20 protein-coding genes and 1 pseudogene are annotated in these 21866 nt (G+C 46.6%); 9 read left to right on the top strand and 12 right to left on the bottom strand.

Annotated features, from left to right (window positions below; genetic code table 11):
- Nucleotides 1-5: 5 nt before the first annotated feature.
- From tsaD to E7027_00310, 10 genes are read right to left on the bottom strand one after another with little or no spacing between them, the layout of a single operon-like run.
- Nucleotides 6-1028: a tRNA (adenosine(37)-N6)-threonylcarbamoyltransferase complex transferase subunit TsaD gene (tsaD, locus tag E7027_00265; protein ID MBE6420576.1), complete on the bottom strand. Its 1023-nt coding sequence runs from the start codon at nt 1026-1028 to the stop codon at nt 6-8.
- A 3-nt stretch (nt 1029-1031) separates the two neighbouring features.
- Nucleotides 1032-2411 (bottom strand): S41 family peptidase, encoded by a 1380-nt coding sequence (locus tag E7027_00270; protein MBE6420577.1) that lies wholly within the window; start codon nt 2409-2411, stop codon nt 1032-1034.
- A 17-nt stretch (nt 2412-2428) separates the two neighbouring features.
- Nucleotides 2429-3592 carry a hypothetical protein gene (locus E7027_00275; GenBank protein ID MBE6420578.1) on the bottom strand — a complete coding sequence of 388 codons (1164 nt, stop codon included), beginning with the start codon at nt 3590-3592 and terminating at the stop codon, nt 2429-2431.
- Nucleotides 3577-4368 (bottom strand): hypothetical protein, encoded by a 792-nt coding sequence (locus E7027_00280; GenBank protein ID MBE6420579.1) that lies wholly within the window; start codon nt 4366-4368, stop codon nt 3577-3579. The genes E7027_00275 and E7027_00280 overlap by 16 nt, the downstream gene beginning before the upstream one ends.
- Before the next feature lies 1 nt (nt 4369).
- Entirely contained in the window at nt 4370-5746 is a 1377-nt protein-coding gene (locus tag E7027_00285; GenBank protein MBE6420580.1) for a hypothetical protein, read from the bottom strand.
- 9 nt (nt 5747-5755) lie between these two features.
- A complete protein-coding gene (locus E7027_00290; GenBank protein ID MBE6420581.1) occupies nt 5756-7204 on the bottom strand; it encodes a glycogen synthase in 1449 nt (482 codons plus the stop codon).
- A gap of 1 nt (nt 7205) precedes the next feature.
- The gene (scpB, locus tag E7027_00295) at nt 7206-8159 is read right to left on the bottom strand and encodes an SMC-Scp complex subunit ScpB (GenBank protein ID MBE6420582.1); all 954 of its coding nucleotides are present in this window, start codon (nt 8157-8159) and stop codon (nt 7206-7208) included.
- Nucleotides 8160-8174: 15 nt separating this feature from the next.
- Complete coding sequence (locus tag E7027_00300; GenBank protein ID MBE6420583.1) at nt 8175-8933, bottom strand: segregation/condensation protein A; 759 nt, start codon at nt 8931-8933, stop codon at nt 8175-8177.
- A 15-nt stretch (nt 8934-8948) separates the two neighbouring features.
- Nucleotides 8949-10004 (bottom strand): tryptophan--tRNA ligase, encoded by a 1056-nt coding sequence (gene trpS, locus E7027_00305; protein MBE6420584.1) that lies wholly within the window; start codon nt 10002-10004, stop codon nt 8949-8951.
- A 12-nt stretch (nt 10005-10016) separates the two neighbouring features.
- A complete protein-coding gene (locus E7027_00310; GenBank protein MBE6420585.1) occupies nt 10017-10652 on the bottom strand; it encodes a site-2 protease family protein in 636 nt (211 codons plus the stop codon).
- A gap of 355 nt (nt 10653-11007) precedes the next feature.
- Here E7027_00310 and E7027_00315 point away from each other — a divergent pair, with 355 nt between their 5' ends.
- The 4 genes from E7027_00315 to E7027_00330 all read left to right on the top strand — a co-directional run bounded on the left by E7027_00315 (nt 11008) and on the right by E7027_00330 (nt 14148).
- Nucleotides 11008-11640, top strand: a complete 633-nt coding sequence (locus E7027_00315) for an OmpA family protein (GenBank protein ID MBE6420586.1) — start codon at nt 11008-11010, stop codon at nt 11638-11640.
- A gap of 125 nt (nt 11641-11765) precedes the next feature.
- Nucleotides 11766-12611: a hypothetical protein gene (locus E7027_00320; protein ID MBE6420587.1), complete on the top strand. Its 846-nt coding sequence runs from the start codon at nt 11766-11768 to the stop codon at nt 12609-12611.
- 15 nt (nt 12612-12626) lie between these two features.
- On the top strand, nt 12627-13052 hold the full coding sequence (locus E7027_00325) for an NfeD family protein (GenBank protein MBE6420588.1): 426 nt from the start codon (nt 12627-12629) through the stop codon (nt 13050-13052).
- 94 nt (nt 13053-13146) lie between these two features.
- Entirely contained in the window at nt 13147-14148 is a 1002-nt protein-coding gene (locus tag E7027_00330; protein ID MBE6420589.1) for an SPFH/Band 7/PHB domain protein, read from the top strand.
- Between the two features lie 76 nt (nt 14149-14224).
- Here E7027_00330 and E7027_00335 read toward each other — a convergent pair.
- A pseudogene (locus E7027_00335) lies at nt 14225-14290 on the bottom strand (prepilin-type N-terminal cleavage/methylation domain-containing protein).
- Nucleotides 14291-14564: 274 nt separating this feature from the next.
- Here E7027_00335 and E7027_00340 point away from each other — a divergent pair.
- The 4 genes from E7027_00340 to E7027_00355 all read left to right on the top strand — a co-directional run bounded on the left by E7027_00340 (nt 14565) and on the right by E7027_00355 (nt 18745).
- Nucleotides 14565-14900 (top strand): histidine triad nucleotide-binding protein, encoded by a 336-nt coding sequence (locus tag E7027_00340; GenBank protein ID MBE6420590.1) that lies wholly within the window; start codon nt 14565-14567, stop codon nt 14898-14900.
- Between the two features lie 99 nt (nt 14901-14999).
- The gene (locus tag E7027_00345; protein MBE6420591.1) at nt 15000-15194 is read left to right on the top strand and encodes a 30S ribosomal protein S21; all 195 of its coding nucleotides are present in this window, start codon (nt 15000-15002) and stop codon (nt 15192-15194) included.
- 46 nt (nt 15195-15240) lie between these two features.
- Nucleotides 15241-17019: a DNA primase gene (dnaG, locus tag E7027_00350; GenBank protein MBE6420592.1), complete on the top strand. Its 1779-nt coding sequence runs from the start codon at nt 15241-15243 to the stop codon at nt 17017-17019.
- A gap of 16 nt (nt 17020-17035) precedes the next feature.
- Nucleotides 17036-18745: a sigma-70 family RNA polymerase sigma factor gene (locus E7027_00355; GenBank protein MBE6420593.1), complete on the top strand. Its 1710-nt coding sequence runs from the start codon at nt 17036-17038 to the stop codon at nt 18743-18745.
- Nucleotides 18746-18804: 59 nt separating this feature from the next.
- On the opposite strand, the gene E7027_00360 is transcribed toward E7027_00355, so the two are convergent.
- On the bottom strand, nt 18805-19488 hold the full coding sequence (locus E7027_00360) for a hypothetical protein (GenBank protein MBE6420594.1): 684 nt from the start codon (nt 19486-19488) through the stop codon (nt 18805-18807).
- Between the two features lie 62 nt (nt 19489-19550).
- Here E7027_00360 and recG point away from each other — a divergent pair, with 62 nt between their 5' ends.
- A complete protein-coding gene (gene recG / locus E7027_00365; GenBank protein ID MBE6420595.1) occupies nt 19551-21647 on the top strand; it encodes an ATP-dependent DNA helicase RecG in 2097 nt (698 codons plus the stop codon).
- Nucleotides 21648-21866: the final 219 nt, after the last annotated feature.

A 21866-nucleotide genomic window follows, 5' to 3' on the forward strand; every position in this document is an offset into this window, starting at 1 on the left:
AACTCCTATTTATCCCAATTGCGAACCTTCATATTGGGGTCAACATTGATATTCTTTTTTACCGGACGACCGGTTTTTTGCGCGTGTTCTAATTTTTTATAAGCAGCCAAGGCAATCATCGCGGCGTTATCCGAAGATAATTTACGGTCTACAAAATGAGCCGTTACCCCCAACTTGCCTGCCTCTTTTTCCATACGCTCGCGCAAGAGCGCATTGGCCGCCACTCCGCCGCCGACGGCAATATGTTTTACCTTATATTTTTTGGCGGCCCACAGGGTTTTGGTTACCAAAGTGTCCACCATGGCTTCTTCAAAACTGGCGCACACATCGGGAATACTGAAATTTTGGTGATCGCGCAGATAATAACTGACAGAAGTTTTTATCCCGCTAAACGAAAATTCCCACGTGCCGGGCAACAGCGGACGCGGAAAATGGATAGCATCGCGCTTACCCGACAAAGCCTGCTTGGATACCTGCGGCCCGCCCGGATAGGCAAGCCCCAACAATTTGGCTACCTTATCGAAAGCTTCGCCGGCGGCATCGTCCCGCGTGCGGCCCAAAATTTTATAGTCTCCGTAATTCTTCACATACCACAGTTCCGTATGTCCGCCGGAAACGACCAAAGCCACCAGAGGAAATTGCAGGCGCTCTTTAACCTGGGAACCTTCAAATTCGCAGGCAAAGATATGCCCCTCTAGGTGGTTCACTCCTATTATAGGCACTTTTTTGAAATTTGCAAGGGTTTCCGCCGCCACACGCCCCACCATAAGTCCGCCGGGCAACCCGGGGCCGCTGGCAAAGGCCACATAATCAAGCGGGTGTTTGCCCAAGGCTTCGTTAATTACGGTAGCGATTTTGGCCGCATGGGCGCGGCTGGCCAACTCGGGCACGACTCCGTGATATTTTTTATGTTCTTCAATTTGGGAATAAATTACATTGGTAACGATCTCCTTTCCGCCTTTAAGCAAAGAAGCGGAAGTTTCGTCGCAGGTTGATTCTATACCCAAAATGGTAAAATCTTTTTTCATATACTATTTTTCTTCTGTTTTTTCTGGGGCTTGTTGGGTGGTATCTTTCCCAGGATTTTGTTCTTTTACTTTCCGTTCCATCGATTCTTTGTCCGCTTGTTTTTTAGCCTCTTCCAAAGAAACTTTGCCCGTCAAAAGTTCCAGGGCACGGTCGAGCACCGGGTCTTTTTCGTTAAATTCCATTTTCGGTTCTTCTTTCCCGGGAGTATAGACGATATCATTATATTGGTGGAAAATCTTTATCTCTTCATCTGCGTCCATGAATACTTCCACATCGGGGATAATACCGCCTTCTTCCGCTTTGGTTTTATCGCGGTAATCGCGTTGAATCAAACGGCCCGAAGGAGTGTAATATTTGGCAATTGTTAAGCGAAGGCCCGCTCCTCCCGCCAAAGGAAGCACTTGTTGCACGCTGGCTTTCCCGAAGGTGCGTTGACCCATTACCACCGCACGTTCGTTATCTTGCAAGGCCCCGGCCACAATCTCGCTGGCACTGGCAGAAGCCCCATTTACCAAAAGAACCATCGGGATAGAAGGATATTCCCCTTGGGAAGAAGTTTTGAACTCTTGGTAATAGTCTTGTTTGCGGCCCTGGGTGTACACAATCATTTGATTTTCACCCAAAAACAATTTGGCAATATCCACCGCGCCTGTTAACAATCCGCCGGGGTTGAAGCGCAAATCTACTACCAAAGAAGTCATGCCTTGTTCGGTTAAATCGGTCATGGCTTTTTTGACTTCTTCCGTGCTGTGGCCGGAAAAATCAACTAAATACAAATAGCCGACTTTATCCTTTAACATACGGTAATAAACCACTTGCGGAACGATTTGTTCGCGTTTTAATTTGAAATCGGGTAAAGTTACATATTTACCGGTTTTTTCGTCTTTGCGGCTGGCCGTTAATTTCACTTTGCTTCCTACGGAACCTCGCATAAGTTCCACCGCTTCGTCCAAATTCATACCGGCCAAGTCTTTATCGTCTACAAACAAAATACGGTCTCCCGGCATGATTCCGGCTTTGTAAGCGGGGGTGCCCGGCATAGGCGTAACCACGGTTACGAAATTATCTATTTTTTGAAGACGCATGCCGACCCCGCCGAAATCCCCCCGGGTATCGTTTTTAAGGGACTTATAGTCCTTCGGTTCCAAGTATTGGGAGAAGTCGTCCAATTCGCCGATGACACCTTTGATAGCACCTTTAATCAACACATCGGTATCGGTTTTTTCTACATAGTTTTCTTTTACAAATTCAAGCACATCTACAAAAGTACGCAACTGTTTCAAACTGTTATCCGCCGCCGCATAAGCATACGGAAAAAGCGTGCCGACAAAAAACAACACCGCGGCAACAATAACAAAACGATTTAATTTTTCTGTTTTCATATTCCTTTCCTATCCCTCTATTGTAACCAATTTTGCGGATTAACGGCAGTCGCCCCTTGGCGGATTTCGAAGTAAACCGCACTTTGCCCGGTTCCGGACGACGATTGCGTATCCTTGCCGGCCAAGCCCAAGGTGCCCTGCACAGGGAGTTTATCCCCCACGGATACTTTTATTTCGCTCAAGAATCCGTAAATACTGAAAAATCCTTTGTTGTGGTCCACAATCACCACGTTTCCGTACGAACGGAACGGCCCCGCGTAAATTACGCTTCCCGCCGCCACCGTTTTAACCGGCTCGCCGTATTTAGCGGCAATTTTAATACCATCACGGAAAATCCAAGTATTCAAATCGGCTCTGTATTCTTTACCGAATTTACTGATTACTTTTCCGTTTACGGGCCAAGGCAAACTGTGGGCCGGCACATCAATTTTGGGCCCGTCCGTTTTTTTGCCCGCCGTTTTGGAAGACGAATCTTTTTGGGCGGCGGCCTTTCTTTTGCGTTCAAACGACGCAAGCAAATTGTTTAATTCCTGGGCCGATTTGTTCAGCTCGTTAATTTCTTTACGAACCGCGGCCACTTTGCGTTTGGTAACATCTAAATCTTTTTTCTTTTTATTAAAAGATTGTGAAATAACGGCTTGCTCTTCTTTGATTTTGGAAGTTTGCGCCAAGAGGTTACGGTTGCGTTCTTCAAACGAGTGGATACGCTCTTTGGCTTCTTTATTTTCTTTTTTAAGTTTTGCGGCAAAAGCGGCTTTGTGGGTAATCATACGCTCCACAAAAATTTCTTCTTCCAAACTGTACCCGCCGGGGCAGGCCGGGCAAGCGGGTGTAAAATAATGGGCCAAAAGTTCTTCTTCCACTACCCCTTTCCACATAGGCATACTGCGCTCCAAAGCGGCGCGTTTTTCTTCTATGGATAAAATGTTTTGTTCCACATAGGAAATGTCGGACTCCAGTTGATTTTTCTTGCGTTGAGCCCGCACGCGTTGGTCTTCCAAAGCGGTCATTTCCCGCGAAATTTTCTTTTCCTGCTCGCGGTATTTTTTTAGTTCGCTTTCTTTTTGGGCGGCTTGTTTTTTTAAGCGTTCGATTTCACGCTTACGATCGGCGGCCTCGTCGCAAAAAAGCGGCGAAGCACAAAAAAACAAAGCCAGTAAAACCGTTAGAATTTTTGCCATTTAGATAAAGTCCACCCGAAAAGTCCGCAAAAGGCTATCAGTAAGATTTGCAGAAAAGGATTTGTAAACTGGGCAAAGGCTTCCGCCAAAAAACCGGTAGGATACACAAGCCCCGCAAAAAACAGGCACGCACACAACGCGGCTAATATGCCCGATACGGCGCCCCCCACATAATGCGAACGTTTTTCGCGAGATGGGTAGGCTTCGACCAAAAACATAAAAGCCAAAAAGAGCAGTAACGAAAACGATACCGCCAAGCGCAACAGTTTGGCACACAACCCCACATAAAAAATCATATCGGCGTGTTCGACATTATAACGGGCCGACAAAAGCGGATATTCCGAAGATAAATTATCCACAAACGGACGAATATTGTTTAACGCACGGAAGTTCACCTTTACTTCAAAATAGGGAGGCATTTTATCCTTACCCATCAACAGGAGCGATTCCGCCAGTTGCGGGTTTTGTTTGCGGACGGCTTCCAGTCCGTCTTGAGGAGAAAACAACCGCACACCCGTGATATCCGTTTTTTGGTTCAACGATTCCCCGATTTGGTTTAAGGTATCGTTTGTGGTTTTGGTGTTTACCGTAAAAATAATCTTAAAGGAATTTTCCAATTCCTTATAATAACGGTTCAAACGCGTGCTGACAAACAACACACTTTGTCCCAATACGGCTACTGCCAGCACCAGCAAAAACAAACGGCGATGCAAATGAAAAATATGTTTTACCTGATTTTTTTGTTTGCCAGGTTTTTCTTCAAAAAATTCTTCCATATTATTTTTTATCCCAACCCAACGCTTTTAGCATACGGGGCAACATATCGGTATTGTGATACACCCCGGTAAACTCGTCCGCTTCCGGCCCGTAAGCAACGCTTAAAAGCATGGAGGAAGAGTGAGTGGGGGTTGCCCACACAAGGCCGCGGGAAAGGTCGAACTGACGCATCACTCCCGGAATATCTTGTAAGTTTTCAAACCCGCTGACATCTACGGGATATCCCAAGGCTTCCGTTAATTTTTCCTGTACCAATTCGGCTGTTAATTGTTCGGCGGGAATCCGTTTCAATTCTTCTTGCACATAGTGCAAACTGCGTTTTTGTTTTTCAAACAGTTCATACTGCTTAAAGGAAGCATAGTCCATGTCTCCGCTGTAGAGCGCTTCACCCTGGGCGGTTTTCTTTTGGACTTGTTCTTTTCCTAAATGTTGATAGGTAAACGCACCGAGGCCGGTGTCGTGATCGGCATTAAGATAAATAAGGGTACCCGGATGCTCGTCCGCATATTTCTTGATATAGGCCAGGGCCTCATCAAGCACCTTCATTTCCGCCCATACACTTCCGGCATCGTTGGCGTGGGCGGCCCAGTCTATTTTCCCGGCTTCTACCATCAGTACAAAACCGTTTTTGTTTTTTTCCAACAGTTCAATCGATTTTTTTACCTGCTCGGTTAAAGAAGGCAAATGCGTATAGTTTTGCATTTCGATGGACAAAGGCATCGCTTCTTCGGAAAAAAGCCCCAGTAATTTTCCTTTTTGCACTCGTTCCAGTTCTTTTTTATTGCGGGCTACCTGATAACCTTTCTTTTTGGCATAATTGAGAAGTCCTTTATTTTCGCCGGTGGTAAAATACTTAAGTCCGCCTCCGGAGATAACATCTAATCCCAAATCAATTTGCTGACGGGCAATTTCCCTTTTTTCCCCGCGGTTGGAAGCATGAGCGGAAAAGCCTGCCGGGGTAGCGTCCGTAACATACGAATCGGTAATTACACCGATAGATTTTCCCTTTTCTTTGGCAATTTCCAACAGGGTGGAAACGGGCGCATCATTAAAATCTTTCCCGATGACCCCCGGCCGAGTAAAAGCCCCCGTCGCCATTTGGGTAGCGGAAGCGGCCGAATCGGTTACGACGGTATCGTAAGTGTTATTGAAATATACTCCCATTTGTCCTTCTTGGGTCAATTTTTCCAAATGAGAAATTTTCTCCGGATAGCCGGGCACATTTCCGTAGCGCACCCCTTGCATAAAGAAACCCATTAACTCCGGGCCCATGCCGTCGCCGATTACCCAAATTACATTTTTTACTTCTCCCGCAAAAAGTCCGCCCGCCAAAAGCAGGCAGAACCCCGCGCACAGAATTTTTTGAAAAAGTTTCATCACTACTCCTTATACAATCGTTTTGCTGTACAATTCCAAATAGGCCTTGGCCGATTTATCCCAAGACAAGTCCTGACGCATGGCATTTTTTACCAGGCGAGTCCAAACCGTGCGGTTGTTATACACGCTAAGCGCAAATTCCAAGGTTTCGCAAATACCTTTTTGGCTATATTTTTCAATGAAAAATCCGGTAGCGGTTTCTTCGTTTCCGGGGTGATAACCACGCACCGTATCTACAAGTCCCCCCACTTTGGAAACAATCGGCAAAGCACCGTATTGCATGGCAATCAGTTGCGAAAGCCCGCACGGCTCGAAACGGGAAGGCATCAAGAATAAGTCCGAACCGGCATAGATACGGTGGGCCAGTTCTTCGTCCAATCGTCCGTTATAACTGATTTTTCCGGGGTTATTGCGCGCTAAACTTTGGTAGGCTTTTTCAAGCATGGGGTCTCCCATACCCAAAATGACAAATTGAGCGCGATTTTTGTATTTTTCAATCAAATCTAATACGATATCCAATCCTTTTTGATAATCCAAGCGGGACACGATACCGATAAGCGGTTTTTCGGGGTCTTGTTCCAATTTACATTGTTGTTGCAAGGCCAGTTTGGCGGCCAATTTACCTTTAGCCGATTCGCTGGCATCGTAACCGACGGGAAGCACGGGATCCAGTTCCGGATCCCACACTTCGGTATCAATTCCGTTTACAATACCGCAGAAATTAGCACTGCGGTGGCGCAAAAGCCCTTCCAGACCGAAACCCATGGCCGGGTCGTTTTGAACTTCGCGCGCGTAGTTCGGGCTGACGGTGTTGATGTTATCGGCAAAAACCAAACCGCTTTTTAAGAAACTGATTCCGCCGTAGTATTCAAACTTTTCGGGCGTATAATCAACCGGGTGGAAACCGGCTTTGCGGAAAGAGGAATAAGAGTAATGCCCTTGATAAGCGATGTTGTGAATCGTATATAAACAGCGGGTGCGGGTATAGAACGCGTCCAATTTGTAAACGGTTTTTAAGTAAGCCGGGATAAGGCCTGTTTGCCAATCGTGGCAGTGAATCAAATCGGGGCGGAAGCCGATGAATTTGCATCCTTCCAATACGGCCCGGTTAAAAAGGATAAACCGCTCGTCGTTATCGGCATATTCTCCTTCTTTGGTGTGGTACAAAGAGGGACGGTCAAAATACTTGCGGTTTCCTACGAAGAAAACGAGTACATTTCCCCAATTTACATAAGAAAGGGAAACTTGTTCAATGCGGTCTCCGATCGGGATTAAAAACACCCCCGGTACTACCTTCAAGGAAGAAACCCGCACGATATTGCGGTAATGCGGCAGGAAAAGAAGCACTTTATTTCCTTTGCGGGAAGCGAATTGTTGGCAAAGGGCTCCCACTACATCGGCAAGCCCGCCCGTCTTACAAAAAGGGAAGGCCTCACTGGCGGCTAAAACGATATTCATATTATTTTTCCTCCTGGGTTAAATCGGCTTGAACAGATGTTTCTGTTTCGGTTGGATTATCAACGGCAACTTCAACAACGGAAGAATTTTCCGTTTCTTCCGTTTGTGCGGCCGCGGCGGTTTCATTATCGGCAGATACTTCGGCCTCCTGCCCCAAAGATTGGGACAGCAAATCGTCCGAAAAGAAATCGGCGCGGTTGTAGGTATTGCGCGTAAAGAACGGATCGGCCGAAGAATCCAACGCTTGCAGTTTTTCTTCCCCTTCCAATTCTTCCAACGGAATAATAGCCGGCTCCGCGAGCGGCGGGAGCGGATCGCCGAACGGCAAATCTTCTTGTTTTTCGTGTAATTGTTTGGCGGCAAAAACCTGCAAGTCCGGTAATTCGGAAATTTTATTTAAGCCAAACAATCTCAAAAATTCGTCGGTCGTGCCATACACCATCGGGCGGCCGATGGTATCTTTTTTGCCGACCACACGCACCAAAGAACGCTCCAACAGGCGTTCAAGCGGCCCGGCCACATCTACCCCGCGGATAGATTCCATTTCGGCGCGGGTAATAGGCTGTTTGTAAGCGATAATAGCCAATGTTTCAAGCGCGGCGTTGGAAAGTTTGGTGGTCATTTTTTCGTTATATAAACGACGCACCCAACGGCCGTATTCGGGCTTGGTGGCCATTTGAAAACCTCCGCCGATTTCCACAATCTGCACGGCACGGCCGTCGCGCACATATTCGGCTTGGAGTTCTTGGATAATTTCGCGCACGCGGCGCGCATCGGCGGCTTCCACCACATCGGCAATGCGGGTGGGCTTAATGGGCCGATCGGTAATAAACAAAAGCGTTTCAATAATTTTTTTCAAATCTTCCGTTTCCAACAAAGTATCCGCCACGGGGGCCGTGTTTTCTTCGGTTTCGGGTGCGGCGGGGGTTGTTTGTAACACTTCTTCGCTTTGCATAAATCCTCCCGGCGGTTAATTGGTTTCGCCGTGCATCAGGGTTTTGAAATCTTTGTCTTTATTTTCGGGGTTTAGGTAAATGCGAATTTGCCCTTCTTTTTCGTCTTGACGGGCAAGCAATTTTTTAATTTTCATCAGTTCCAACAAGGCCATAAAGCAGGTAATTACCCCGCGTTTTTTAGTTTCCCCGACAAAAATATCATCTAACAAAACCCAAGTGCGGTGAGTAAACATATCCACCACTTTTTGCATTTTTACTTCGATAGGAAATTCTTCCACTTTCAAAAGTTCAATGCGTTTGCGTTCGTCTAAACGGTCAAAGGCGCGTTTTACCGCGGCAAGCAAATCAAACATTTGCAGATTGATTACTTTTTCCCCTGCATCAAAAATGGGAGCGGAACGGTAGAACTTGTCTTTGTTTTCTTCCAACTTTTGGTTTAAGAATTTGCTGGCTTCCTTATACTTTTGATATTCCACCAATTTGGCAATCAATTCCTTGGCCGGGTTGGGGCCTTCGTCCTCGGTGGTAGGTGCCTGAGAGGGAAGCAGCGTCTTGGCCTTAATTTGCATCAGCGTACTGGCCATGACCAAAAATTCCCCCGCCACTTCCAAGTTGAGTTCCTGCATTACATTTAAGTAGTCCAGGTACTGTTGGGTGATTTCGGCAATGTTGATATCGCAAATGTCTAAGTTGTCTTTTTTGATCAAATGCAACAACAGGTCCATCGGGCCTTCAAACACATTGATACGAACATTGATCGGGGCGGGGTTCATAAATAAATTTTCCTTTTATTTTGTAATTTTCATTACTCTTTTTACTTCCGCCAATGTTTGTGCGGCAGAAGCACAGGCGCGTTCTTTCCCTTCGGCTACAATTTTATCCAACAGGGCTTGATCTGCCGCAAAAATTTTACGGCGTTCCACAAAAGCGTTTAATTCGGGTTCCATGAGTGCAAATAATTCTTTTTTACAGGCCACACACCCAAGCGCACCGGCTTTGCATTCTTCGCAACGCTTGGCGGCATCGGGATTATAGACCTTGTGGAAGGCGAACACCACACAACCGTCGGGGTTGGCGGGGTCGTTGGCTTTTTTCTTGTTGGGGTCGGTAAACATCGCCATCACTTTTTTGCGCACACTATCCAAATCTTCCCCTAAAGCGATCGAGTTGTTGTAAGATTTGGACATTTTCCGCCCGTCAATGCCGGGCAGTCTTGCCACCGTGGTGTAGAGCGGTTTGGGTTCTACAAACACCTGCTCGCCGTAAATTTCGGCAAAGCGGCGGGCTAAATCGCGTGCGATTTCCACATGGGCGGTTTGGTCTTCTCCCACGGGCACAAGGGCCGATTTGTGAATCAAAATATCCGTAGACATCAATACCGGGTAACCCAAAAAACCGAACGAAGAAATTTCTTCGTCTCCTGCGATAGAGTTTAATTTTTCACCCAAAGATTTATCGTCCAGTTGTCCGGCATATTTTTGTTTTAAGAGTTCCTGGATTTGCTCTTTGTAGGTCGGGTTTCTAAGCAGCCACCCCAAGGGTGTTACCATGCCGAGCAAGGTGTTAAGTTCGCTGATTTGGGGAACATCGGACTGAATAAAAATGGTGCATTTTTTCGGGTCTAATCCGGCGGTCAGCCAATCGATTAACATGGCTTGCGAATTGGCCGCCAAGTTTTGCGTTTTGTCATACGCGGTAGTTAAAGAGTGTAAATCTGCCACAAAGAAAAAGCAGTTGTATTTATCCTGCAGAGAAACCCAATTTTTAAGGGCGCCGTGATAGTTGCCCAAATGGAGTTTGCCCGTAGGGCGCATACCGGAAAGTACAATTTTTTCGTTCGTCATAATTCCTCGTAATTACATTAAAAATTTAGAAAATAAACCTACGATAAAAGAGGCCGGCGGAAACAAAATATATTTCACCGCGCCGGTGGCTACCAAACCGATAACCACCCACATACCCCACCGTGCCAAAAAAGCATCGTATATATAGGCGGCTTTTAACGGCAGTAATGCCGCCACGATTCTGCCCCCGTCCAACGGAGCAATAGGCATTAAATTAAAAACGGCCAATATCACATTGATTGTCATGCCGTACTGCAATAAACTAAATAAGGTTTCCAACGTGGAGTAAGGAATCTGTTGGCGAAATATCAGCAAAACCTTCATCACAAGCACACACACTATCGCCAAAGCCAAGTTGGTAAGCGGGCCGGCCAAAGCCACTTTGCCCATATCGCGGCGGGGAGAAGGAAATTTCATCGGGTTAACGGGCACGGGGCGTGCCCAACCAAAAAGCGGGAAACCCATGATATAGCAAAAAAGAGGAACTGCCAACGTGCCGACAGGATCCACATGTTTAATGGGGTTGAGGGTTAAGCGTCCGCTGTAATAAGCGGTGTTATCCCCCATGCGATAGGCGGCATAACCGTGGGCAAATTCGTGCAAGACAATAGAAAAAAATAAAACCGGCAAAAAAATGATAATTTCCATATATATTGTATTCTACTAATTTATACCGATTCCTGCACACTTTCCCCTTTTATTTTTTCCTTCTTTTTGGGCCGAAGAAAAACAAAGACTTGTATATTTAGTATAAATTGATTAAAATATACTTAATCTTAATTAACTATATTAAAATAATTAAGATTGATAACAAAACAAAAACAGAGGAACTTTGCAAAAAGCGCGCATCCTTTTTGCAAAGCGGAACCGAAAAAAAGGCGGCTGGTTGTTCAGCCGCCTTCTTGTTTGCAGGAAAAAAGATCTTGCAAAATAAAATCTTTTTTTTAACTCTTAAAAAAAGTAAAATAATTGCAACCAATTTTCAAAAAGGAGAACACACAACATGAAAAAAATGGTTTTAATTTGCATGGCTTGTGCCTTCTTGGCCACGGCCTGCACCACCCCCGGTAAAAACACCGCTTGGGGAGCCGCCGGCGGCGCTGCCGTAGGAGCTATCACCGGGGCTATCATTGCCAACAACACCGGCGGACAAAGCCACCAAGGTGCCATTTACGGTGCTTTGGCCGGGGCCACTGCCGGCGGTGCTTTGGGCAACTATTATGATAAACAAGCCAAAGAACTTGCCGCCATTGCCGAAGTGGTAAAAAGTGATGCGGGCATTCAAGTTTACTTGAAAAACGACATTTTGTTCGCCACCAGCAGCGCGGAACTGACCGATGCTTCCCGCCAAACGCTGACGGACTTGAACAGAGTTCTCAAAAAATATCCCAAAAACCGCATTGTGGTACAAGGTTATACGGATTCCACCGGTGGCGATGCCATCAACATCCCCCTTTCCCAACAACGCGCCAAAGCCGTGTACGATTATTTGTTGGGCACCGGCCTTAAAACCTTGAGCATTTCCTATGTCGGCTACGGGTCTTCCAACCCGATTGCGTCCAACAGCACCGCTGAAGGCCGCGCCCAAAACCGCCGCGTAGTGCTCTCCATTACCGCTAACGAAAAAGACCTTTAATTCACTTTTTCTTACGCAAAAAAACGGGGTTTACCACAAACCCCGTTTTTTTATTTTTTCACTCCTTAAAATAACCCAAAAAATTATTGGAAAATCGCCCTTTAATTTGCTATTCTTTTACATATATGCACACATTGGAAAATGCCAAACTCAAAGCCCTTATCAAACTCTTGGAAACAGAGTCGGAAACATACGGCCCTGTTTTGAAGGGAGAGTTGGCCGCGGCCATTAAAGAAAACCCGCTTCAGGTACAGTCTTTTATCGAAGAAGAATTTAAGACTTCCGCGCCGCGCCCGGTGTTAGACGCGTTGGAAGAAATTTGCTGGGAAGATTTAGCCACTGCCTTAACGCGATTTTCCGCTAAAATCAATCCGGATTTGGAAGAAGGCCTCACCCTGCTTTCCAAATTCACCCGTCCCATTTGTGCCCGCGGCGATATTGCCGCCCCGCTCGATGAAATGGCCCGCGATTTACGCCCGGCACTGCTCAATGCAAAAAACCATGCGGAAATTGCCGCTATTTTAGGGCATTACTTTTTCCGCTTGCGCGGGTATCAAGCGTTGCAAACCAATTTAGATGTAAAAGATATTTCCTTTGCCCGTTTCCTCAGGAAGGGGCGCGGTTCCAGCCTGTGCGTGGCTTGCCTTTATGCCACTATCGCGCACCGTTACGGTCTGGATATGGGGCTCATCGATTTGGCCGGCCGTATTTTAGTTTGCCTACATGATTATGTCCGCCACGAAACCATTTTTATTGATCCGTTAGATAACGGCAAAATTCTAACGGAAAACGATTGCCGCCAGTACATTAAAGACCGCAACATTGAGTGGAACAAGGAGTTTTTCACTCCGCTCACTTCCCGCTTGATTGTTCGGCGCTTTATTGCCAACATGATTTATGCGTTAAACAAAGTACGCGACGAACGCCGCTTGGCGTATCTGCGCAGATATTTGGAAATTATTAAAGGCTAACTCGGGAGGGACAAAATGAACTACTATATTTATTTAATTTTGGCCGTGGGTTGTTTTGTAGGCGAAGTGTTTACCATGGAATTTTCCCTGGCGTGCATGGGCATCGGCCTTTTAGGTGCGGGGCTTATGGCCTGGCTGGGTTTCGGGCTATGGGTGCAAGCCCTTATTTTTACGGTGGTAGCCGCCGTATGCTGGGTGGGTATCCGCCCGTTTGCCTTGCGCCATTTATACGATAAAGCCGAACACATCACCACCCCGGCCGAAGAAGTACTGGGCAAAGAAGCCTTGGTGGAAATTGCCATCGATCCCGTTAAAAACGAAGGACGCGTAAAAGTAGCGGGCGAAAGTTGGAAGGCCACCGCCGAAACCGCCCTGCCTGTAGGAACGGTGTGTGTGGTGGAAAAATTGGACGGAGTCACTTTAACCGTCAAACAAAAATAAGCCAATCTTGGCAGAAACGATTTGTAAGCAGGGCCGCCTTCGGGCGTAATTTTAATAAGGAGTGATTACTATGGAAGGAATGACGGAATTAAGTATGGTATTTTTGATTGCATTTCTTTTCTTTGTTATTGTCATCATTGCCAAAGGGATTGTGGTAGTAAAACAAGGGCAAGTGATGATTATTGAACGGTTCGGGAAATATTTAACCGTTTTGAACCCCGGTATCAACTGGATTGTACCGATTATGGATAAACCGCACTTGATGGAATGGCGCAACAGCCGTGAATATTTGGACGGAGCCGGCCACACCCGCACGATTCCGTTTACCGAAATGAAAGATACCATTGATATGCGCGAAATCGTATTTGACTTTGCCCGCCAAAGCGTAATCACCAAAGATAACGCCGGTATCGAAATCAACGCCGTTTTGTATTTCCAAATTACTTCTCCGTTAGATGCGGCCTACAAAGTGGAATCGTTACCGACGGCTATTGAAAAAATCACGCAAACCACTTTAAGAAACATCATCGGGGAAATGGACTTGGACCAAACCCTCAACTCCCGCGAAATCATCAACAGCAAATTGCAAGGCGTGTTGGACGAAGCCTCCAATAAATGGGGTGTAAAAGTAACCCGCGTGGAATTGCAGGACATTATCCCCCCGGTAGCTATTCGCGAAGCCATGGAAAAACAAATGAAAGCCGAACGCGACCGCCGCGCCATGGTAACCGAAGCGGAAGGTACCAAAACCGCTCAAATTTTGAAAGCGGAAGCTATCCGCGAAGCGGAAATCAAAAAAGCCGAAGGGTTGAAACAAGCCGCTATTTTAGAAGCCGAAGGTATCGCCGAAGCCAAAATTAAAGTAGCCAACGCGGAAGCGGAATCCGTCAAAATCGTAGCCAGCACGGTAGCGCAGTCTTCCAACCCGGCCAGTTATATGATTTCACTTAAATACATTGAAGCGCTTTCTAAAATGACCGAAGGCAAAGATAACAAAGTTATCTACATGCCTTACGAAGCTAGCAATGTACTCGGTGCCGTAGCTGCCATTAAAGACTTAACCGGCGGTGCAGGCTCCTTACAAGCCGGCAAATAAAAAATAGTAATTTATTAACTAAAAACCCCCGCTTACCGCGGGGGTTTTTAATATGTTACAATTCATACGCTCTATAAGCAGACAAGATACCAATGATTAACACCACGACCAAAAGTTCTATCAAAGTAAAACCCTTTTTCATACAAAACCTCTTATAAATAAGTTTTCGGTAAGCAAACAACATTTTAATTCTTCCTACCTGCCGATTAGGTACATTGTAAAAAAAAAACGGGTCAAGCCTTGGGCGACAAACCCCTTCTTTTCCGCCCTCTTTCAACGAGAGTAGCCACACTGTTTTAGAAATATTGCTCTTTTTTCTTCCATTAAAAAACACCTTTTCTTTTCTGTCATAATGCGCAAACCTTTCTTTCCTTGTTTTCTTCCTCAAAGAAATCATAAATATGTATAATAACGGTATGAACTGTATTTTTTGTGGCATTGCCGACGGCTCCGTAAACACCCAACTCGTTTACGAAGATGATGAAGTGGTGGCTTTCAAAGACTTAAACCCGCAAGCCCCCACCCACCTGTTAATTATTCCGCGCAAACACATTGCGCGCTTATCGGAAGCGGACGAACAAGATGCGCTCCTCTTGGGCAAAATTCTGTTAGTGGCGCAAAAACTGGCCAAACAGTTTAACATCAAGGACTTCCGCCTTGTAACCAACAACGGCAAAGGGGCCGGGCAAAGCGTGGATCATCTGCACTTTCACTTAATGGCCGGGCGTCGTTTTATGTGGCCGGCCGGGTAAATTTGCGCCAAAATACGCAAAATAAGGTATAATATCTATAAGGTAATTTTTTACTTTTTTATTTTGAACTACTAGCTGTAGAAGGTGGTGAAATTCGTAATGGTTTTCGTAAAAGTCAGAGATGCCGAACACTTGGAAGAAGCCTTAAAACGCTTCAAAAGAGAATGCGAAAAAAACGGCATTTTGAAAGAAATCAAAAGACGCGAAACGTACATGCCTCCGAGCGTGAAACGCAAAATCAAATCGCAGGAAGCCCAACGCCGCGCCAGACGCACCAAACGCAGACGTTTTTAATTAAAGAAGCACCACAGGCAATAGTCCTTTACGCAAGTATCGGGCTATTGCCTTCTTTGCCTTTAATCCAAGCGCATTTCGGCGGGACGGCGTGAACAACAATATCATCGAAGCAATCAAAGACAGAATAGACATTGTGGAATTTATCCGGCAATATGTACCGAGTCTTAAACGCGCGGGTAAAACCTACAAGGCCTGTTGTCCTTTTCATAAAGAGAAGACCCCTTCCTTCACTTGCAGTAGCGAAAAGGGGCTTTTCTACTGTTTCGGCTGCCAGGAAGGCGGCGATATCTTTGGGTTTTTGATGAAAATGGAAGGGCTTTCTTTCAACGAAGCCCTGGAAAAATTGGCCGACATGGCAGGCGTAGAATACAAGCCCGTCAAACCCATGACCGGGGAAGAACACCGCCGCGCCAATTTGCGCCATTTGTTAGATTTTGCCAAGTCTTTTTACCATAAAGAACTTATGTCCGCCGGAGGCGAATTCGCGCGCGCGTACGCGAAGGGGCGGAACTTAACCAAAGAAACCTGCCAAAAGTTTGAATTGGGTTTTGCCAAAAACGATGCCACCAACATCGCCCGTGCGGCCAAGGCCGCCGGATACAGCGAAGCCGATTTGAAAGATGCGGGTTTATGCGTGGGCACTCAATTCGGCCCGCGCGACTATTACCGCAACCGCTTTATGTTCCCCATCATCAACCAACGGGGCGATACGGTGGGTTTCGGCGGACGCATTTTGGGAGAAGGCGAACCCAAATACTTAAACTCGCCCGAAACGGTTTTGTTTACCAAAAGCCATGTTCTTTACGGGCTCAATTTTGCAGGCCCGGCCATACGCAAAGCAGGCAGAGCCGTTCTGCTGGAAGGCTACATGGATGTAATTGCCTGCCACCAGGCGGGAGTGGAATACACGGTAGCCCCGCTCGGCACCAGTTTAACCGAGGAACACGCGCGCCTGCTCAAGCGCTATACGGACAATGTAACCGTCCTTTTCGACCCCGATGCCGCCGGTATCAAAGCGGCTTTGCGCGGGGCGCTTATTTTGATTGAACGCGGGCTTTTTGTGCAGGTGGCCTCTCTGCCCGAAGGCCTTGACCCGGACGAATACATCGCCAAATACGGCAAAGATGCTTTTGAAAAGATTTTAGACCAAGGGCAAGATTTAATTGCCTTTCACACGGCGTTGCAACTGGAAATGTACGAAAAACCGTTGCAAGCGCAAGATAAAACCCGCATTATCAGCGAACTGGCGGAAACCATCGCCAAACAGCCGGACGAAATCGTCCGCCGCGAGTGGGCCAAATATGTGGCGGAACATATCGGCGTAGATGAGCAACTGGTACTGGAACGGCTTAGAAAGCCCGTTACCCCTTTTGTGCGCCGTCCGCAAGCGGCCCCGGTTAACTCCCCCCCGGCTACCCCGGCGGAAGAAGAATTGACCGCTTGGCTGATGCGCTCGCCCGAATATGCGGCTTTATGTGCGGGCCTGACGGCGAGAGATTTTTCCTCTCCCTTGGCTTGGAGAACTTTTGAGGCGGTACTTACTTGCGCCCAAGAAGACCCCGAAGCCCAAACCTTGCCCGAGCGGGCGGTGTTAAAAGCCCCCGAGTGCAAAAACGAAATTTTCAAATTGGCGTTATTGCAAACGCCGGCCGATTTTGACCCCCAGCGCGATATTGCGGCGGGCACGGCCAAACTGGCGCAGGCCGGTATGCAAAAAAGACTGGACGAAATAAAACATCAAATGAAAAAATTAGGCGCAGGCAACGTGCCGCCGGAAATTTTCAAAGAATATATGCAGTTGCAAACCAAATTAAAAAAATAAGGCAGTTGAGGACATTATGGCAACCGGAAATAAAGCGTTAAAAGATTTATTGGAAGAAGGTAAAGAAAGCGGTTTTCTGTCGTTGGAGGAACTAAACCGCTCTATCGCAGCAGCAGACATGAGCGCCGAAGATATTGACGGCGTAATGGGCACTTTGGACGATTTGGGTATCCAAGTGGTGGATCAGAAAAAATTCAAATCCGTCGCCGCCCAAGAAAAAGAAGCCTTAAGCGAAGATTGGTCTGCCAGTCCCGATATTTCCAACTCTATTCGCATGTATCTTTCCGAAATGGGTAAAGTGCCGCTTTTGTCCCGCGATGAAGAAATTACCCTGGCCCGCAATATCCGCGAACGCGAAAAAGAACTTCGCAAATTGGTGTTGGAATCGCCCATCACCATGCGCGAAATTTGCAACTGGGAAGAATTGGTGGATCAAGAAGAAATGACCACCAAAGAGCTTATGCCCCGCGGTAAACGCACCACGCGCGAACTCAACAACATGCGCAAAAAACTCAAAGACGCCGCCACCTTTATCGGCAAACGCGAACAAGAAATCACCAAACTGATGAAGGAACTGCGCGAAGGCGAACTGAGCGATAAAAAACGCAACAATTACATTGAAAAACTGGAAGCCAAACAAAAAGAAGTGGTAACCACCATTACCAAATTAAACTTAAACCAAAACAAAATCAAACGCTTAACCAACAAAATCAAAAACTTGGCCAACCGTTTGAACGAAACCCGCGGCGACATGAACCGTTTTGACGAATACTTCGGTGCTTATGCCGATGTAAAAAAATTGGTTTATAAGGTTACCCACAAAAAAATTACCGAAAAAGAATTCAAAAAACAAACCAAATTTACCTTGCCCGAATTGGAACGCGCGTTGGCTAACATTGAAGATGTAAAACGCCGCCACGAACAAATGGTGGAAATGTTGCCCATGACGGAAAAAGAATTTCTCTCCTTCAATGACCGCATCGTGTTTTTTGAAGATATGATTTTGCAAGACAAATTAAAACTCATCAAAGCCAACTTGCGTTTGGTAGTGTCTATCGCCAAAAAACATGTGAACTCTAATTTGGAACTTTCCGACCTTATTCAAGAAGGCGGCTTGGGGCTGATGAAAGCCGTGGAAAAATTTGAATACAAACGCGGATTTAAGTTTTCCACTTATGCCACGTGGTGGATTCGCCAAAGCATCAACCGCGCTATTGCCGACCAAGCCAACACGATTCGTATTCCCGTGCACATGAAAGAGTTGGTTTCCAAACTCACTAAAGTAACCAACAAATTCCGCCAAGAACACGGCCGCGAGCCCACCTTGGAAGATTATTCCAAAACGCTCCGCCTGTCTGTGGAAAAAGTGAAAAGCGTGCTCAAAATCATGCAAGATCCTATTTCCCTTTCTACCCCGATTGGCGAAGACGAGGATTCCAACCTGGAAGATTTTATTGAGGATAAGAACGGGCCGAACCCCACCAGCGCGGCGGTGGATTTCCTGCGCAAGCAAGAAGTGGCCGATGTGTTGGCTACCTTATCCGAACGCGAAGCCAAAATCATCAGCCTGCGCTTTGGGATTGATTCGGGCTATCCCCGCACCTTGGAAGAAGTGGGTAAAATGTTTAATGTAACGCGCGAACGCGTGCGCCAAATTGAAGCCAAGGCTATTCGCAAACTGCGCCACCCCAGCCGCACCAAGATGCTCAAAGATTACCAAGAGTAAAAATAAAAACACCCCCGCCAAATTGGCGGGGGTGTTTTATAAATGTTTTCGCGGAAAAATTATTTTTCTTTCTTTTCGGCAAACATACCGCGTAAAAATTCTTCCACCAAAGGTTTGGAGCCTAACCCTACCCCAATCGCAAACGCAAGCCCCAAAGAGGCCAACATAATCGTTACCACCGTGCTTACCAACTGCGAGGCAAAGCCCAAGTTTTCTATAGCCAAAAGCGCACAGAAAAACACAATAAACGCATTTACACAGCGGGAGATAACAAATCCCCCCGTTAAATTATTGGCTTTGGCCGAGTTTTCAACAATGTTCCCCACCAACTTGCCGAACAACAACCCGGCAAACAAAATAACCACCGACACAAAAAGCGTGGGGATAAATTCCAAAAAGCGGGTAAACAGGTCGCGTATGGCAGTTAAGTGTAACACATCGGCCGCCAGGACAATCGCATAAAAAATAACCGCCCAGGCCAACACAAACGCCAAAATATAGGTGGGCGACTTCCCCAACCCGAACCGCAAACACAGTTCGTTAATACCCAATTTGGCGGTTTTATCATCAAACGAAATCTTGTTCAGCACTTTTTTAATAAAAGCCCCCACCCAACGGGAAAGATAGAGCCCCAACACCAAAATAAGCAGTGCAATCAGTAACGAACAAAACACTTTCAAACTGCTTTGCCCCACCCCGAGCAAATGCTCGCTGATTTGACGGGAGATAACTTCAAAATCCATTTTTTCTTCCTCCTTTTTTTTAATTGTAGCATATATTATTTGTAAAATAAGAGTATAGCACTATGGTAAACAGCACTCAAATTCAGTACCTAAAAGGCATCGGGCCCGCGAAGGCAAAACTTTTCGACCGTTTGGAAGTTTCCACGGTGGAAGATTTGCTCCATTATTATCCCCGCACCTATCAAGACCGCCGACTGGGAGTGCCCCCCAATGAGTATAACTCGGACGCCTTGGTGGTATTCAAAGGCCGCGTACTTCGCACGCAGGAAATACCTGCCCGCAGCGTGCTGATTTTCAAAGCATTTTTGGAAGATGAAAAAGGCCAACAAATAGAGTGTACCTGGTTCAAAAAACGCATGTACCGCGCGTTTCGGTTTGACCCGTTCGGGCAACTGAAAAAAGATTTCCGCATGAACAGCGAAGTATGGGTAATCGGCAAACGGGACGACAAAAGCAATTTTTTCGGCAACAAAGTAACCGTGGACGAACAATACCCGGCCGAAGATGCCCTAACCGCTTTGCACGCGGGGCGCCTAACGCCGATTTATTCCCTCACGGAAGGACTTACAAACAAGCAATTTCGCCTGTTTGTACACGAGGCTTTACAAACCGATTCTTTGGCACGCGAGCCGGAAATTCTGCCCCCCTCTTTATTATCCAAACGCAAACTTTTAAGTGCGCCTCAAGCCTTAAAAGCAATTCATTTCCCTAACTCTATCGCCGAGTTGGAAAGCGCACGCAGACGCCTTGCCTATGAGGAATTTTTACTCTTGGCAACGGCCTGGGGTATCAAACGCACCCAAACAAAAATTCTGGATAAGGACTACACCTACGAAATCAAAAAAAATTTATTAACCCCTTTCCGCGAACAACTGGGTTTTGAGTTTACCAACAGCCAAAAGAAAGTAATTAACGAAATTTTTAAGGATTTATGTTCCCCCCGCCCCATGAACCGCCTGTTGCAGGGTGATGTGGGTTCCGGGAAAACGGTGGTAGCGTTGTGTGCCATGTTACTGGCTGTGGAAAACGGCTATCAGGCCGCGCTTATGGCTCCCACGGAAATTTTAGCGGAACAACACTACCTTACCTTTAAGCGCATCTTAAAAGGGCTCCCCGTCAATATAGCGGTGCTTACTTCCAGCACCAAAGCCGCCGCCAAAAAGAAAATCTTAAAAGAATTAGCCGACGGAACTTTGCACCTCTTGGTAGGCACGCACTCCGTGATTCAAGACGATGTAAAATTTAACAATTTGCGTTTAGCCGTTATTGACGAGCAACACCGCTTCGGCGTAAAACAACGCAGTAAATTAAAGGAAAAAACCGCCAAATTAGATTTGCTGACTATGACGGCCACCCCAATCCCGCGTACCCTGGCCCTCGCTTTTTACGGCGATTTGGAAGTTTCCACTTTAAGCGAACTCCCCCCCGGCCGCCAGCCGATTCAAACAGAAACCGCCACCAGCAAACTGGCTTACGCGCGCGTGCGGGAAGAAGTTGAAAAAGGACGCCAAGCCTATATTGTTTTCCCTTTAATTGAGGAAAGCGAAAAAATTTCCGCCAAGGCCGTTACCGAAGAATTTGAAAAATTAAAAAAAGTATTTCCGTCACACCGATTGGGCATTTTGCACGGGCAAATGAGCCAAGCCGAAAAGGAAAGTGTCATGGCCGATTTTGCCGCACACCGACTTGATATTTTGGTAGCCACCCCCGTTATTGAGGTAGGCATTGATGTTAAAAATGCTACAGTTATGGTGATTGAAAATGCCGAACGATTTGGCCTGGCCAGTTTGCACCAGTTGCGCGGCCGTGTAGGCCGAGGCGAACACGAAAGTTACTGCATTTTGGTACCCCAACACGCAGGAAGCGTAGCCAAGGAACGGGTGGACATTATTTGTGCCACGCGAGACGGCTTTAAGATTGGTGAGCGAGATATGCAACTGCGCGGGCCGGGTGAAATTTTAGGCACACGCCAAAGCGGGGAACTGGAATTTAAGGCCGGCGATATTTTCAAAGACCGCGATATCCTTTACTGGGCCATTGAAGACCGCGACGAACTTTTATCCGCCGACCCGGGGCTTATCCAACCCGAGCACGCCCTTTTCCGCCGCAAATTAGCCGAACTATACGAAAAGAACTGGCACTTGATTGATTTAAGTTAATACAATTAAAATTCGTGTTCTAAGGTTTTCCAACCTTGCCCTTCCAATGATTTACAAAATGAGCGTCCGGAATCGGTATAAACGGTGTGACACCGCATGACCCACTCATTTTCTACATCTTGTTCAAAATCTCCCTTTGTCGCAGGTTTTACCACACTAATTTGATAAATAGGGTCATTATCCGTATGGGATAAACCAAAATGACAGCCATGGGAAGCA

The sequence above is a fragment of the Elusimicrobium sp. genome (assembly GCA_015062115.1).
Taxonomy (GTDB): domain Bacteria; phylum Elusimicrobiota; class Elusimicrobia; order Elusimicrobiales; family Elusimicrobiaceae; genus Avelusimicrobium.